A 16,176-nucleotide genomic window follows, 5' to 3' on the forward strand; every position below is an offset into this window, starting at 1 on the left:
ATCTATAAGAATAATTGATTTTAAGATGTTGTCTCGTTAATATAGAATTCAATGACCTTAAGGAGAAAAACATGATTAAAATTGGTGAAAGATTCCCTAGATTTTCATTAACTGGTGTTATTAGCAATGATAACAATAGGGCATTTACTCGGATCGATGAAAAAAATTATCCAAATAAGTGGTTGGTAGTGTTTTTTTGGCCCAAAGACTTTACGTTCATTTGCCCTACTGAAATCACTGAATTTGGAAAACTGTACGGCGAATTTGCGAGTCGTAATGCTCAGATTTTGGGTATTAGTACAGATTCTGAATACGTTCACCTAGCATGGCGTCGTGAAAAAGAAGAGCTTCATGAGCTGCCCTTCCCAATGCTTTCCGATATTCAACGCAATTTATCGCAACAACTAGGAATTCTCAATGAGAGTGAAGGCGTTGCAGAAAGAGCTACATTTATCGTTGATCCCAAGCAAACAATTCGGTTTATCATGATCAATGATTTAAATGTAGGGCGTAATCCACAGGAGGTCTTGCGTGTACTAGACGCTTTACAAACTAAGGGATTATGTCCTTGCAATTGGCAACGAGGTGAAAAAACCATAAGCGTTAATTAATTAGTTATTAAAGGTAATAAATCACAGGTTAATTAACGCTTATAGAAAATTGAGCTAAATCCCATTACATAACACTGCAATATTGACAGATTCAATAAGATACTTTTCACAAATATTGATACATACATAAGCCCACGACTACATGGTAGCAACATCCAAAGAATAAAGTTTAAAGTCTTTTTTATTCACTTCGAGATTATTCTTCGTCATTTCTGTTACAGTCGTAAAGAAGATCACGTCATCTATACTATTCAAAAAGATACGTCAGGTCATGCTTTAATAAAGGACAGCATTAATATAACTGTTCCATCAAGAACTATCCTTCAAGAACTATCCTTGGATTGCCAAGGAACTCCTATCTATATATTTCTAAGCTTTCCAAATTAGTAAATGTCTCAATTCTCATCAAAATCAAATTGAATAGCATTTACTATATTTTGTTCTCTTATCTAATAGCCTAGAAATTAGGATCTTCTATTAGAATTTTTGAATCGATACGTACAGAAACTTTTTTTATCCTGTAACTTAAGTTATATCAATGTATTTATTTTTTAAGAATAATCTATGGAATTAAAATAGACGTTGAAACTAAGTTATAAGTTTTAATTTCTATTTTAGACAATCAATTTAAATCAATAAGCGCAATATCTGCAATTGCATCATGACATGGATATTGATCATTATAAGAATCCTTAAGAATAAGAAAGTAACTCTAACTTTATAAAGAGACAACAACGAAAAAGTACTAATTAGTAGCAAAACTAGTTTAAGGATTGGCAAACAAATTGATGAATTATCCTACAATTGATATTCAGGAGATACACGAACTTCATAACACAAAGGTTGATCATTGTTGCTTCTTTATGCTTAATAACAGATCTTGCAATGAATTAGATGAGAAAGGGGAAATAATTATAGAACATAATAAGCGCGGACATGCTTAACAAATACCCTCGGTAGTAACTGGATATCCAACTCAAATCTCAACAATGCTATGGCTTTATTTTTTTATTTTTTAAATTAAAAAATAAAAAAATTCTTGTAGGAAATGTATCTTTAAAAACAGTTCCTAGAGCTCGTTAATGCTTCCAAAAAATAAAATTCCTTAGCTCTGTGCTAGTGCTGAACTACTGTAATGTTTTATAGCCATCTAAAATAGATGTGGTTTGAATTAGATCTATCTTCTCTCAATAATTTGTGCAGAAAAGCGAACTTCAAGCATTAAAAACATATAAAAACTTAAAGTAATACTTCCTATAAACCATGTTTTAAAAATATAACTCAGAAACTGCTTTGTCAGCAAAGACATGTTATACAGTGCTATTAACTTGATTATGAAAATGAAAGGATCATCATAATTAAAAAAAATATCTTTTGGTGGATGTTTATGTTTCATTTAGCTCTCGCAAAGCTATCTATAAGTTCTGTTGCTTTACAAACTTGCATGATATGCTAATTTAGCTTGACTAACTTCCAATTTTAACTGGAAGATGGCTAGGTATTCTGTTTTTATAAAGAAAATACATACTGAATACTCAATTGATCGACATTATCAATTAACTTCTTCTGCTACTTGAAAAACGTTTTTAGTATAATGTAATATCAAGAGTAATTATAAAGCAGATCTCCAGCGTAATAGTAAGTACAATGAGGACATTAACTTGTCTAATTTTCAAATAAAGAAATCTGATAAAATACTAAGTTAAGATAAAACATGTAATCATAACCTCAAGAAACATATGAAATCAGTGACTTAGTTACCAAGACAGATCAAAAATAAATAATTCAGATAGTTAAAGATCGTAGAAGTTGGAAGTGTGACTACCTGCTAAATAGAAATAAATTCGCTCAACCTTGCAATCTATTATTCATATTAAGTTAAATACGTCCTAAGATTTTTGAACCACTTTCAGAAGGTCGATTGGCATTGGAAATATAATGGTAGAAGTTTTATTACTAGATAAGTCCATTAGTGTTTGCATATAACGCAATTGTAGAGATTGAGGTTGTTGTGCTAGAATTTCGGCTGCTTCTTTTAAACGTTGTGCAGCCTGAAATTCTCCTTCAGCATTAATCACTTTTGCTCGCCTTTCTCGTTCAGCTTCAGCTTGTCGTGCGATCGCACGGACCATACTCTCTTCCAAATCGATATGCTTAATTTCTACATTAGAAACTTTAATTCCCCATGCATCAGTTTCTGCGTCCAGAATTTCTTGAATATCCTTGTTTAATTTTTCTCTTTCTGATAGCATTGCATCCAATTCATGTTGACCCAGCACTGAACGCAACGTAGTTTGTGCTAGTTGACTGGTAGCTTCATAATAATCTTCTACCTGAATGACAGCTCGCTCAGGATCAATTACTCGAAAGTAAATAACTGCGTTTACTCGAATAGATACATTATCTCGAGAAATAACATCTTGACTCGGTACATCCATCACTACAGTTCGTAATTGGATACGTACAACTTGCTGAATAACAGGCACTACGATAATTAAACCGGGACCCTTGATTTTCCAAAAACGCCCTAAGGTAAAGATGACCTCTCGTTCATATTCTTTAAGAATATGGATTGCTGAAAATAATAATAATGAGACTAAGATCGCGATTACAATTGTAACTATTATCATTGTGATTTTCTCCTACAAGTTTAACTCGTACAATTAATCCTTTCAAGCGTCCCACAATAAATTCACCACCATATTTAAGAAAAATATTACTTTATAAATTACCATCATTACCCACCCACACTCTACCTAAAAAGTAGTAATCGTGCATATTTATTAATGTTTTCTGTTTACCCCGCTTATAATCCGTAATGATAGGCTTTCTTTGTAAACGAAACACGAAATTTAAAACTAACCGGTTATCTATTTCTAACGTTCCAAAATTAGGTAGAAAAGTTTACATCCATCAATAAAAAATCGATCTCAATAAATATTAACGCTAAAATTAATGCCAAACCTACCGCGTAATTAGCCAACAACAATTTAAAAACGTAAAAAGTTAGCAATAAATCTCTCGTCTAATAACATCTCATAAATTTCTGTATCAATTATCTTCATCATAATACTTTGTAAGTTGGTTTTCCACACTGTTCGTTTATTCTAATAAAATTAGAACATTGGGTGCTTACAATACATACATGATATTAATTTTGAGTACTTTTTCAGTAGAAAGATCTCAGCTTTCAGACGTTGAGTTTTTATTTTTCTATCCAATCAACGTTATGATCAAAAAGTTTGCACTAGGTTTCTAAATATAGGATTTAATATTAATAGCAGCTTTTAATTCAGATAAAGGACAATAACTCCTACTTATTTTTCTTCTACTTATTTAAACCACAGATAAAAAATCTTTTTCTAATAACTATCCTTTGACTTCGATTAAAATTGCTGGCTTATTCGCTTTGTTTTATGCATAATGTCGATACTCAATTCTAGCAAGTTGAAAACCAGTATTAAAACCGAAATACAGAAAATGAATACTATCAATAACAACATATGATGAATCCCTTCTCTAAATTTATTATATTCAGCATTATGACATTTCTAAAGAAACAAAAAAAATCAATGCTTTATTATGGGATATCCATGAATAAAATACAAATAAAATATTGCACAGCGAGTGGTTATGGCAAAAAACACACAGCATTCCAAATCTTATATCTGGTTGGTTCCTTTTATCATCGGAATCATAGCCTCCTCCTTTTACGCTTATGACTTTTTAGTTCGTGTGATGCCGATGGCGATGGCACACGACTTATTAAGCGCATTTAAAATTCAAGCAAGTGAATTGAGTATTTTATTTAGCGGTTTCTTTTATGGTTATGCCTTAATGCAAATTCCTGGGGGTATGATGTGTGATAAATTTGGTGCCCGGCGTTTGCTTTCTTTTGGTCTTTTTATCTGTGCTATGGCAACTGCCGTCTTTGGATTCACAAGATGTTTTCCTATTGCTGTTATTGCTAGAATTATTATGGGCCTCACCGCTTCTATTTCTTATCTTGGTGCACTATGGGTAGGCGCTTATTGGTTAGGCTCTCAGCGTTTTGCTCTTTACGCAAGTCTTGTTCAAGTATTAGGATGTACTGGAGCCATTATTGGTTCAGCCCCAGTTGCTCATTTAACAACAAGTTATGGATGGCAAAATACTTCTTACTTGATTGCTCTACTTGGTTTTCTCCTCGCAATTTTAAATTGGTTTGTTATTCAAGATAAATCTAAAAAAAAGTCGAATCTTAAATCAATTCAAGAGAAGAAATTTATTCCTAAAGAGGATAAGTTCTATCTACGTGATGTTTTCAAAAGCTCTCAATCTTGGTGGATTGCTTTATTCGGTTTCGCGATCTGGGGGCCTGTAGTTCTGTTTGCTACATCGTGGGGAGCTTTATTTCTCACAAGCTCACATCATTTTTCTAATGTTTTTGCTACCGGTCTGCTTTCTCTGATTTGGATTGGTATTACCATCGGGGGGCCTATTTTTGGCTGGTGGACGAATTTTATCAAGCGTCGTCGTCTGCCAATTATTACGGCCGCATTACTTGGTTTTATTAGTGCATGTTTAATTTTATATGTCCCAGCATTACCAAAAATAGCGCTCAGTATCTGTCTTCTATTATTCGGCGCTGCTTCTTCCAGCCAGGCAATTGCGTTCGGGTTAGTGATTGATAATAATCAGCCACAAGCTTTAGGAACAGCTTCAGGTCTAACCAACATGGGAATTATTTTCGCTGGCGTAGCGTTACAGCCTTTTGTGGGGTTATTGCTTGATAAATTGTGGGATGGACAGATGGTAAATTCGGCTCCTGTCTATAGCATTCATGCTTATCAAATTGCCCTCACAATGATTCCATTTTTATTTTTCTTAGCTTTTATAATTAGTGGTTTTATAGTTAAAGAAACATATTGTAAAAAGCAATATCATTAAATGTTTTTAACTAAAAGGCGCAGGAGTCTCACGTTTTTCTTTGGAAGAAGAAGGGAATTCTGGAAAAGACTTCAAAAATTTACTAGAAGAGATTCTAAAACTCGATTGGCAGGTGGAGAGAGGATCTGGGTTAATTTTTTTCAGATAAACTTATATAACTCTTAGAATTAGCTAATTTCTTTTAAGAAACTTTTTCACTTTTAACTAGAAGACACTTTTATTAGTTTATAATTAGAAAAAATTTACTAGTTAGAAATTTTCTATTTCTTGGTTGTATTTCAAAAAATGACTCGCTACAAAAAGGCAGCAATAAGCAGTTGATGACAGTTAAAGAATGAATGTAGATAGAAATCTTATTTCAGTCATCTAAGGCTAATCTCCATCGGAAAGCAGTTCAAATAATCATGTCATATCATAATCTTTATCTGAAATAGCCAAAGAATATATGACTTTTATCTATATAAAAGGCTATAACGCTATTTATTCATAATGTGAGAATAGATAATACCAAGATAGTATCAATATTGAGAGGAGTAGAAGTTAAATCTGTTAAAGAAACCTTGATGGAATTAATATATTCAATTTTAATTGATAGATTTTTATAAAAATAGGATTAAACTATTTTATAAATAGTTATTAGTCTCTTTAGCATAACGTTTGTTATTAGAACTACTGTTTTTCCATCTATCAAGAGAAGTTGTAAAAGGATAATCGCAACTAATACAGACTGAAAGCGTGACGATTATTATTTGAGATTTAGCAAATAGAGATTCTTTATTAAATCTAAAATTGAAAGTTTATTTACGAACTTACTTATATGATGTTCTTTATCGAATAAAAATATCGTCTCATCATCTGTCATCTTGTCCTGCAAGCTAACCGGAAAATTAATCTTCCTTAAAATAGAGTGAAGTTGATGGACTTTTAAAACACCATACCTTGTAATAAAAGCAAAGGAGAGGAGTGGTTTTCTCAGCTAATTATTCTCTACGCCACGAAGTACCTTTAGGTGAGTCTTCAATCACAATGCCGATGCTGGCTAACAACTCACGGATTTCGTCAGCAGATTTCCAATCCTTGTCTTTTCGTGCCTTGTTACGGTCAGCAATAAGCGCCTCGATCTTTTCAACATTCGATGCGATTTTGGTGCCTTGAAAAAATTGCTTAGGAGAATAATTCAGTAAACCAAAGATATTACCTAAGTATTTTAACTCAATTGCTAATCTTCCTGCTTTTTCTATTTGATTGGCATCACGAAACCGATTAATTTCTCGAGTCATTTTAAATAAAATTGCAAAAGCAGCCGGCGTGTTAAAGTCATCATCCATAGCCTTGCAAAATTGCTCAGTGTATTCCGAAATTTCTTTTTTCTCTATCATAGGTAATCCGCTTATTGCAAAATAAAGTCGCTTTAAAGCCACACGGCTATTACTTAAATTTTCTTCAGAATAGCTTAAAGGACTTCGATAATGTCCTGACAATAGAAAATATCGCAATACTTCCGCATCATTTGTTTTTAACACTTCTCGAAGTAAAATAATATTTTCTAGCGATTTCGACATTTTCTCTTTGTTAATTTCCAAAAGTCCTGTATGCATCCATAAATTTACAAATTTCTTTTCCTTAGCTGCTTCCGACTGTGCAATTTCATTTTCATGATGAGAAAATTTAAGATCTAATCCTCCACCATGAATATCGAAAGGTTGCCCTAAAAGGCTGCTCGACATTGCAGAACACTCGATATGCCAACCTGGTCGCCCCTCTCCCCATGGTGACTTCCATTGAGGCTCCTCATCACCGGATTTAACTCGTTTCCACAAAACAAAATCTAATGGATTACGCTTGCTCTCGTTGATTTCTACTCGCGTTCCAGCATGGAGTTCGTCGAGATTACGGTGCGACAACTTGCCATATCCTTTAAAGCTGCGAACATCAAAATAGATATCTCCATTTTTTCCAACATAGGCATGTTGTTTCTCAATTAATTTTTTTATAAGTTTGATAATTTCTGGAATATATTGTGTCGCTCTGGGCTCAATATCAGGCGGTAAAACACACAATGCTTCTTCATCTTCATGCAAGATTTGAATAAATCGTTCTGCTAAAGCTTCTAGCTTTTCTTTATTTTTTCGAGCCCGTTTAATCATTTTATCATCAATATCCGTGATATTACGAACAAAAGTAACTTCATAATCACGCATGCGTAGGTATCGAACAACCATATCAAAAGTAATTAATGAGCGAGCATGTCCAATATGGCTATGGTCATAAACAGTAATTCCGCATACATAAAGTTTTACTTTTTTTGCTTTAATGGGTTTAAGAAGTTCTTTTTTTTTTGTGAGACTATTAAAGATTTTCACTGGAAAGCCTCTGCAATCGCTCGTATACAATTTTATCATCCATTAATAAAATTAATTTAGCTAGTTCAGGACCGTATGCTACTCCTGTCAAAGCTATACGCAAAGGATGGTATAATGCTTTTCCTTCTAGTATTAAATAGTCTTTCATATAATTTATAATAGATTTTAAATCCTTATCAAATTTCTTAAATCCCTCTAGAGCCAATTTGAAATAATTATTCTCTATGTGCTGTTTTAATTCCTTTTGATTAAAAGGTAATAAAAAATTGCTATTAAAACAAACATCTGCCCAATAACCAATATCCTGAGGAAACATTACATTAGACTTTATTGTTATTAAAAATAAATTGAGTTTATCATCAGGAATTTTTGATTTTAATTCTCTCCCTGTCCATTGCCAAAATCGATCTTCTGCCATTTGTTTTACAGCTCTTTTTTGCCAATAATCCAATTGTTGCGCGTTAAACTTAACAGGTGATTTACTAAGTAATTCAATATTAAACCCTTTAGCTAAATCACCTAATGATAAAAGTTCATTACTTTCGTAATAATGACCCAAGCGCGCTAGATAGTTTGTTATCGCCTCAGGCAAATACCCTGTCTCACGCAACTCTTTAATACTACGACTCCCATGGCGTTTAGATAAAGGACTACCATCAGACTCTAACATTAAGGCAATATGTCCGTAAGTAGGAATAGTCAATCCTAAAACCCGCAAAATTAAAAGTTGTCTTATGGTATTTGTTAAATGATCTTCACCGCGTAGAACATGAGTAACTTCCATTAAGGCGTCATCAATAGCATTACAAAATATGAAAGGTGAAGTACCGTTGGCTCGACGAATAATAAAATCTCCAATATTACTAGTTTGAAATTGCTGTTTTCCCCTTACAAGATCAGTAAAAATAATTACTTCATTATCAGGTACATGGAAGCGCAAAGCGGGTTGTAATCCTTCAGCCAATTTTTTTTCTATTTCTTTTGAAGACAAAGAACGACATGTACCGGCATAATGCGGTGGTTTATCAATCGATCTTTGGATTTTACGGGCGAGCTTCAATTGCTCTTTACTGCAAAAGCAAGGATACGCATACTTCGCTGCTTCCAAAAGTTGATAATAATTATTATAAATAGTTTGCCGCTTAGACTGACAATACGAGCCATTCCCTTTATTTTTGTCAGGGCCTTCTTGCCATTCCAATCCTATCCAACGCAAGTCTTCTTGAAGGCTTTGTTCAAACATATCCTTTGAACGCTCAACATCAGTGTCTTCAATTCGGAGTAAAAACACTCCTTTTTTATCCATTATAAACAAGAAATTAAAGAGTGCCGTACGAGCATTCCCAAGGTGCATAAGACCAGTAGGACTAGGACAAAAACGGCTTTTAATCATTAATTCTTCCTCAAAAACGTATCATTATGACAATTTTTAATTGGCTTTCCAAGGAGAGTGATCTTTTGGAATCTGATGATTTTAAAATATCCTCATTTTGATCTCTTCCTACAAGGTGAAGAAGGGATTAATATAATTAACAGAGAATTATAGACTATGAAATCACACACTTTATTTATTTCTGATCTGCATTTAAAAGAAGAGGCTTCTAACGTCAAAATGCTTTTTTTTCGATTTATGAAAGAGCAGGCACCAAAGGCTGATTCACTTTATATTCTCGGTGATCTCTTTGAAGCTTGGATAGGTGATGATGACAAAACTACTTTTAATCAACAAATTATTTCAACACTTTATTCTCTAGTTAAAAATGGAACCCCCATTTACTTCATGTGCGGAAATCGTGATTTCTTGATAGGGAAAAAATTTGCGAGAAACACAGGAGTAATTTTAATAGAAGACCCTATTGTCATTTCCTTATACGATAAATCCGTCTTATTAGTACATGGTGATAGTCTTTGCACTTTAGATCATAAACACCAAGCATACAGACGAAACATTACTAAAAGATGGGTAAAAAAGTTAACGCTATCACTTCCTCTAAGTCTGCGTCGCAGACTAGCAAGAAAATTACGTGAAAAAAGTCGTAATCACAATCGCTATTTATCTAATGAAACTACTGACGTTAATTTAGAAGAAGTCCTACGTATTATGTATCAAATGAACGTGGAATTATTAATCCACGGGCATACTCATCGCCCGACTATTCATAATCTCTTAATAAATAAAAAGCCTGCCAAACGTATTGTATTAGGAGATTGGCATGAGAATGGGAGCATCTTCCGCTATTTTTGCAATGGTGAATTCGAGCTCTCTTCTTTTTAAAAACGGAAAGGTTAGGGTATATTAGCTGTTAATGAAGAGGGTTATCCTCACAAACCGCGTCCCCTCCTTCTCGCGCCAATTTGTTTCTTGCACTAATAATCAAAGTCTTCATTTCCTTAATAGCTTTAGGTAAACCAATCAGAACAGCACGAGAAATAATACTATGGCCAATATTTAGTTCATTAACTACAGGAATAGCTGCAATGGGTTGGACATTATAAACTGTTAAACCATGACCAGCATTTACTACAAGACCCAAACTATTGGCATAATTAGCTGCAGAAGTAATACGTTCTAATTCCTTTTTTTGGTCATAACTGATCTTCGCATCAGCATAATGCCCTGTGTGAATTTCAATGATGGGAACCCCGCAAGCTTTTGCGGCATCGATTTGTTTTTCATCAGCATCGATAAACAAAGAAACTTCAATACCTACATCTGCAAGATGAGCACAAACTTCTTTTATGCTGTTTTGTTGATTAAAAACGTCTAAACCGCCCTCTGTCGTTAATTCCTCTCGTTTTTCAGGCACCAAACAACAGTACTCGGGATTAACTTCTTTGGCAAATTGCATAATAGTCTCAGTCGCTGCCATTTCTAAATTCAAAGGCACTGTCAATTTTCGTTTTAAATTACGGACATCATCATCCTGGATATGGCGTCGATCTTCGCGCAAATGCAGAGTGATGATATCAGCACCCGATTTAACTGCAATTAAAGCTGCGTCAACAGGATCTGGATAGCGAGCTTTACGAACCTGACGTAACGTAGCCACGTGATCAATATTCACACCTAAACGAACCATAGTATCTCCTTTGAATTAGCAGTATACTCTTTTAGCGAAACAATTCCCAAGTTTTAAGGAGATTCTTCCCAAGTAACCTTCCTAATGCTAATCGCATTAGACGCTTCATTTCTTTGAGTAGATCCACATTGAAAAACACTTCTCCTCGTAAGGCAAGTAAACTTTTTCCTGAAAACACATTTAATTCTCTGCTCTTTTTACAGAGTAAAAACCCTTGCTCAGGGATATATTGATAAAATTGATCTTCTTCAAATGGAATATTTTTTTTAATATCACGTTCTAAGGGTAAGCCGTAACCCAGCTGTTCTAATAGTCGTTTTTCAAAACTTCGTAAAGAAGCGTCTATGTCACCCTTTGATAATTGATCCAATGTATTTTTATAATGTTGAAATAAATAATTGTCTGGATCACCTGGATGTAATAGACGTAATATCAATTCATTTAAATAAAAACCGCATAATAAAGATTCTCCTTCTAAAAGATATGGAATCCCATTCAATTCTACTTTCCCTAAAAATTTTAAATCTGTTCGACCTGACCAAGAAATAAGAAAGGGAAAAAATAATTCTAACCTACCTTTGTAGCGCGATTTTAACCCTCGGGCACTTCGTGCAAGAGCAGAAACTCGACCGTAATTTAGTGTTAAAAATTCAAGAATTAAACTTGTATTACTATACGGTCGTCGATGTATGATAAAAGCAGGCTCCAAAAAAACGCGATGTGTCATTCCTAAAACCCCAATTCTTTTAATAAAGGCTTACTATCGGACCAACCGCTTTTGACTTTAACCCATAATTGTAAAAATACTTTTTGATTGAATAATCTTTCCATATCAATGCGTGCAGTTGTGCCAACTTTTTTAAGCTGCTCTCCGTCTTTCCCTATTACAATTCCTTTTTGCCCTTTCCGTTCAACCCAAATCACAGCTGAAATATGAAAAAAATTTTTTTCTCTTTGGAATATTAAAATCTTGATCGCCAACGAATAAGGAATTTCTTGACCCAATAGTCGTATAAGCTTTTCGCGGATTATTTCAGTTGCCAGAAATTGATTACTATGATTAGTAATTTGTTCGGCAGGGAAATAAAAAGAGGATTTTGGCATCTGTTCATTAACCTTTCGCTCCAAAACTCCTATGCGATTACCAGTTTTCGCAGAAACAGAAATAATTTCTTTAAAAGAATGTAGGTAGGAAACTTTTTCAATTAAAGTCAATAATGCTGAATGATCTTTAATTTGATCAGTTTTATTAATAACTAAAAAAATAGGCGTCTTAATATCTTTAACCTGTTTTAACACCCAAGCATCTCGTTCATCCCAACGAGGTTCAATAACAAAAATAATAAGGTCGACATCTTGTAATGTTCTCAAAGCAATACGATTCATATAGCGATTTATCAATTTAGGTATATGTGGGTGCAAACCAGGCGTATCAACATAGATTACCTGAATATTTCTAAAAGTTTTGACTCCTAAAATCTGATAGTGAGTAGTTTGAGGCTTTCGTGATGTAATACTTATTTTAGAGCCTAAGATCCTATTAAGTAATGAGGATTTGCCCATGTTAGGTTGACCAATAATAGCAGCATAACCGCAGTAGGTAATATGCTTATTCATCTATTAATTCCAAAAACCGCAAAGCAGCAATTTGTTCTGCTCGTCGACGCGTGGTACCGATACCTTCTGTTTTATAAATTAGTCCTTTAACGTAACAAATGGCCATAAAAATTTGGGCATGCGCTTCTCCACTTACTCGCACTTCATAAACAGGAAGGGGCAGCTTCTGAGCTTGTAACCATTCTTGCAGGCGCGATTTAGCATCCTTTTTTGGAGTTAACTTGGACAAATTATCCACACGCTTACCATACCATTGTAACAAACAACGACGACATTCTTCTAATCCAGCATCAAGATAAATAGCACCAACTATAGCTTCTAAAGCATCTGCTAAAATTGATGGTCGTGTTCCTCTACTTTTACATTCACCTATCCCCAAGTGCAAATTATCACTTACCCCTAAATCAATCGATAATTGCGCTAATATATCACCATTAACAACAGAAGCGCGCATTCGACTTAATTCTCCTTCCTGTGCCTGAGGATGACGTTGATACAATTCTAACGCAATGATAAATCCCAAAACGGAATCTCCTAAAAATTCTAAACGTTCATTATTGTGAGCTCCCACACTGCAGTGACTTAAAGCTATTCTTAATAACCCAATATCGTTAAATTGATGTCCTAAACGTTGCATCAATTCATCAAGTTTGTTCATGAAATTTTCCCTATAATTTTTAATAGAAATAAAAGAGAAAATGCTTATTGGAACCAGTTTCTGATTCGATCCTATCCAGATGTATTTACTCAAGAAAAAATCCAACTAAGCCGAATCCCAATAGGAACTTCCTTCCTGAGAATTATTATCATGATTATCTCAATTGTCACTTATCATGATAATTCTATGATAGAAAATGCTAAATCATAATGTTCGGTTTCTTTCTTTATGGTTAAACGTAGTTTAGTTTATATTGATACCTCCAAGATCTTCTTTTTTACATATACAATGCTGACTATCTAATACCAAAAATAATTCGCGTCATCCGCAGTGTAGAGAAATTTTTACTTTTATTTCTCAATTGATATAAAGTTACTCGTTTTATAAAAGATCACATGGAAGTCAAATAGCATGTTATTTTAAGAAAAAATAACCGATAAGAAAAATTATTCCGGTCAAAAATACTGAACTTACTGAATAAAAGCAAAGTTAAGTATCATTTTTTATTCTTAAAACGGTTAAAAATGCCTCTTGCGGAAGAGCTACTTTACCTACTTGTTTCATACGCTTTTTACCAGCTTTTTGTTTTTCTAATAATTTTCGTTTCCGTGTTATGTCTCCTCCATAACATTTAGCTGTCACGTTTTTGCGCAATGCTTTCACTGATGTACGCGCAATTATTTTAGCACCAATCGCGGCTTGAATAGTTACCTCAAACATTTGTTGAGGAATTAAATCCTTAAGTCGCTCTACCAATTCACGTCCTCGAGAATAGGCTTGATCTTTGTGTAAAATAGTTGCTAGAGTATCCACGGTTTTATCACCTATTAAGATGTCTAATTTTATCAGATCTGCCTTTTGGAAGTGACTAAAACTATAATCTAAGGAGGCGTACCCGCGACTTGCGGATTTTAAGCGATCAAAGAAATCTAGCACCATTTCACTCAACGGAATTTCATAACTCATTGATACTTGAGTATTTAAATATAGTAATTTTTTTTGAATGCCTCGTTTCTCTATACACAAACTAATTACCGCCCCTAAAAATTCAGGCGGTACTAATATGTTTACTACTGTAATAGGTTCACGAATTTCAGAGATTTTACCAATCTTTGATAATCGACTCGGATTATCCACATATAAAATCTTATTTTGTTTAGTAACGACTTGATACTTTACCGTGGGTGCCGTGGCAATTAACTCAAGATCGTATTCGCGTTCCAAACGTTCCTGGACAATTTCCATATGGAGCATACCGAGAAAACCACAACGAAATCCAAACCCAACAGCATTTGAAGAATCTGGTTCATAAAATAAAGCTGCATCATTCAAGTGTAGTCTAGCAAGCCCTTCTCGAAGGGCTTCATATTGACTAGAGTTAACGGGAAAAAAACTGGCAAAAACCTGTGATTTAACTCGACGAAAACCAGATAGAGGTACACTAACAGGCTCTTTAGTACGTGTCAACGTATCTCCTACAGGAGCACCAAAAATATCTTTAATTCCAGCAACTATAAACCCTACCATACCGGCCTTCAATGCTTCTAGAGTTTGGCGTTTTGGTGTAAAGTGACCTACCTGCTCGACATAATAATCTTTTCCTGTCGAAAGAACTTTGATCTTATACCCCTTACGCAAAGTGCCTGCTTTAACTCGTACTAAAGAAACCACTCCCAAATAGCTATCAAACCAAGAATCAATAATCAAAGCTTGTAACGGCGCTTCAGGATCTCCCGATGGTGGAGGAATAATAGCAACAATTTGTTCTAGCAGTTCTCGTACTCCATGACCTTCTTTAGCACTCACCTGAATAGCACCATGTGCCTCGATACCAATAGTATTTTCAATTTCTTGAATAGTGCGCTCAGGATCTGCTTGCGGTAAATCAGTTTTATTTAATACTGGCAATACTACGAGACCTTGTTCGATAGCTGTATAACAAGTTGCTACCGTTTGCGCTTCTACACCTTGAGTAGCGTCTACCACTAATAAAGCGCCTTCACAGGCTGCTAATGATCGAGATACCTCATAAGAAAAGTCTACATGCCCTGGGGTATCAATAAAATTTAATTGGTAAGTAAGCCCATTTTTAGCTTGATAAACCAAGGTAACACTTTGGGCTTTGATAGTAATTCCACGCTCCCGTTCAATATCCATCGAATCAAGAACTTGAGATTTCATCTCGCGATTAGTCAATCCACCACAAAGCTGAATGAATCGATCCGCTAATGTGGATTTACCGTGATCAATGTGTGCGACAATCGAAAAATTACGAATAAACTTTTGGAGCATTGTTGTCATCAGTTTTGTCATCTTTCAATGGGTAAATAGTAGCATATTCGCGCGAACGCAGCGAGATTCCTAATTCTAATCGCGATTATTAAAAGAATTGAAAAATTCTTATGTTTCTCAGAGGAAGTTGTTTCTTTAAAATGCTTGACATATGGATTTTCTCTGGCAACATAAAAATCAATACTCAATAAACGCGCACAGTTACTGCAGCATGCTCAAAGTAATGGAGGAAAATAGCTGTAGTTAACGATTCTTAACTATCCTCAGATTCATAATTTGGAAATTACAACTGTATTTACCCCTATTAAGTCGTTTATTGAGTTAATATTAGTGTTTTTAACGCTACACTTTCTTTATTCTAGTGCAGAACTAACATCAGCTATAATCAAAAACAGTTTATCATTCAAGTTCATCGCTCATTATTTTAATTTTTCCTCTTTTTACTGAAATTCTTATACTTTTTTTACTTTATCTTTATAAAAACACTTCAGTAATTACTTGAAACCTTCCCCACTACTCAATTCATCAAATCTGCTGTAATTAGACTGTTCTAATACCAAATGACAATTTTTAATCTTATATAATGAAGTTCAATGATTATTTTTTAAAATCATCTGTTTTAAGGA

Annotated in this window: 11 protein-coding genes; 3 read left to right on the forward strand and 8 right to left on the reverse strand. The window is 34.2% G+C overall.

From position 1 onward, the window contains the following. Positions 1–71: 71 nt before the first annotated feature. Complete coding sequence (locus ONG85_RS00580) at positions 72–611, forward strand: peroxiredoxin (protein ID WP_264435648.1); 540 nt, start codon at positions 72–74, stop codon at positions 609–611. Positions 612–2,500: 1,889 nt separating this feature from the next. On the opposite strand, the gene ONG85_RS00585 is transcribed toward ONG85_RS00580, so the two are convergent. Beyond that, positions 2,501–3,241 (reverse strand): slipin family protein, encoded by a 741-nt coding sequence (locus tag ONG85_RS00585; RefSeq protein WP_264435650.1) that lies wholly within the window; start codon positions 3,239–3,241, stop codon positions 2,501–2,503. Between the two features lie 1,003 nt (positions 3,242–4,244). Here ONG85_RS00585 and ONG85_RS00590 point away from each other — a divergent pair. Further along, a complete protein-coding gene (locus ONG85_RS00590; protein ID WP_264435651.1) occupies positions 4,245–5,540 on the forward strand; it encodes an MFS transporter in 1,296 nt (431 codons plus the stop codon). A 980-nt stretch (positions 5,541–6,520) separates the two neighbouring features. Here the strand turns inward: ONG85_RS00590 and cysS are convergent. Together cysS and gltX are read right to left on the reverse strand one after the other, a co-directional pair. Continuing rightward, positions 6,521–7,903, reverse strand: a complete 1,383-nt coding sequence (gene cysS, locus ONG85_RS00595) for a cysteine--tRNA ligase (RefSeq protein WP_264435652.1) — start codon at positions 7,901–7,903, stop codon at positions 6,521–6,523. After that, complete coding sequence (gene gltX, locus ONG85_RS00600; RefSeq protein WP_264435653.1) at positions 7,890–9,296, reverse strand: glutamate--tRNA ligase; 1,407 nt, start codon at positions 9,294–9,296, stop codon at positions 7,890–7,892. The genes cysS and gltX overlap by 14 nt, the downstream gene beginning before the upstream one ends. Positions 9,297–9,452: 156 nt before the next feature. Here gltX and ONG85_RS00605 point away from each other — a divergent pair, with 156 nt between their 5' ends. Continuing rightward, positions 9,453–10,178 carry a UDP-2,3-diacylglucosamine diphosphatase gene (locus ONG85_RS00605; protein WP_264435654.1) on the forward strand — a complete coding sequence of 242 codons (726 nt, stop codon included), beginning with the start codon at positions 9,453–9,455 and terminating at the stop codon, positions 10,176–10,178. Positions 10,179–10,206: 28 nt separating this feature from the next. Here ONG85_RS00605 and pdxJ read toward each other — a convergent pair whose 3' ends face one another. The 5 genes from pdxJ to lepA all read right to left on the reverse strand — a co-directional run bounded on the left by pdxJ (position 10,207) and on the right by lepA (position 15,559). Further along, positions 10,207–10,983, reverse strand: a complete 777-nt coding sequence (pdxJ, locus tag ONG85_RS00610; RefSeq protein ID WP_264435655.1) for a pyridoxine 5'-phosphate synthase — start codon at positions 10,981–10,983, stop codon at positions 10,207–10,209. A gap of 31 nt (positions 10,984–11,014) precedes the next feature. Next, entirely contained in the window at positions 11,015–11,710 is a 696-nt protein-coding gene (gene recO, locus ONG85_RS00615) for a DNA repair protein RecO (protein ID WP_264435656.1), read from the reverse strand. Between the two features lie 2 nt (positions 11,711–11,712). Next, the gene (gene era / locus ONG85_RS00620) at positions 11,713–12,600 is read right to left on the reverse strand and encodes a GTPase Era (RefSeq protein ID WP_264435657.1); all 888 of its coding nucleotides are present in this window, start codon (positions 12,598–12,600) and stop codon (positions 11,713–11,715) included. Further along, positions 12,593–13,258 carry a ribonuclease III gene (gene rnc / locus ONG85_RS00625; RefSeq protein ID WP_264435658.1) on the reverse strand — a complete coding sequence of 222 codons (666 nt, stop codon included), beginning with the start codon at positions 13,256–13,258 and terminating at the stop codon, positions 12,593–12,595. The genes era and rnc overlap by 8 nt, the downstream gene beginning before the upstream one ends. Positions 13,259–13,747: 489 nt before the next feature. Continuing rightward, positions 13,748–15,559 carry a translation elongation factor 4 gene (gene lepA, locus ONG85_RS00630; RefSeq protein WP_264435855.1) on the reverse strand — a complete coding sequence of 604 codons (1,812 nt, stop codon included), beginning with the start codon at positions 15,557–15,559 and terminating at the stop codon, positions 13,748–13,750. Between the last annotated feature and the right edge of the window lie 617 nt (positions 15,560–16,176).

This window comes from Coxiella endosymbiont of Dermacentor marginatus (assembly GCF_907164955.1).
Classification (GTDB): Bacteria; Pseudomonadota; Gammaproteobacteria; order Coxiellales; family Coxiellaceae; genus Coxiella.

Coding starts and splice junctions, on each gene's coding strand:
- ONG85_RS00580 (WP_264435648.1), top strand. CDS start 72: ATGATTAAAATTGGTGAAAGATTCCCTAGATTTTCATTAACTGGTGTT.
- ONG85_RS00585 (WP_264435650.1), bottom strand. CDS start 3,241: ATGATAATAGTTACAATTGTAATCGCGATCTTAGTCTCATTATTATTA.
- ONG85_RS00590 (WP_264435651.1), top strand. CDS start 4,245: ATGGCAAAAAACACACAGCATTCCAAATCTTATATCTGGTTGGTTCCT.
- gltX (WP_264435653.1), bottom strand. CDS start 9,296: ATGATTAAAAGCCGTTTTTGTCCTAGTCCTACTGGTCTTATGCACCTT.
- ONG85_RS00605 (WP_264435654.1), top strand. CDS start 9,453: ATGAAATCACACACTTTATTTATTTCTGATCTGCATTTAAAAGAAGAG.
- pdxJ (WP_264435655.1), bottom strand. CDS start 10,983: ATGGTTCGTTTAGGTGTGAATATTGATCACGTGGCTACGTTACGTCAG.
- recO (WP_264435656.1), bottom strand. CDS start 11,710: ATGACACATCGCGTTTTTTTGGAGCCTGCTTTTATCATACATCGACGA.
- era (WP_264435657.1), bottom strand. CDS start 12,600: ATGAATAAGCATATTACCTACTGCGGTTATGCTGCTATTATTGGTCAA.
- rnc (WP_264435658.1), bottom strand. CDS start 13,258: ATGAACAAACTTGATGAATTGATGCAACGTTTAGGACATCAATTTAAC.
- lepA (WP_264435855.1), bottom strand. CDS start 15,559: ATGACAACAATGCTCCAAAAGTTTATTCGTAATTTTTCGATTGTCGCA.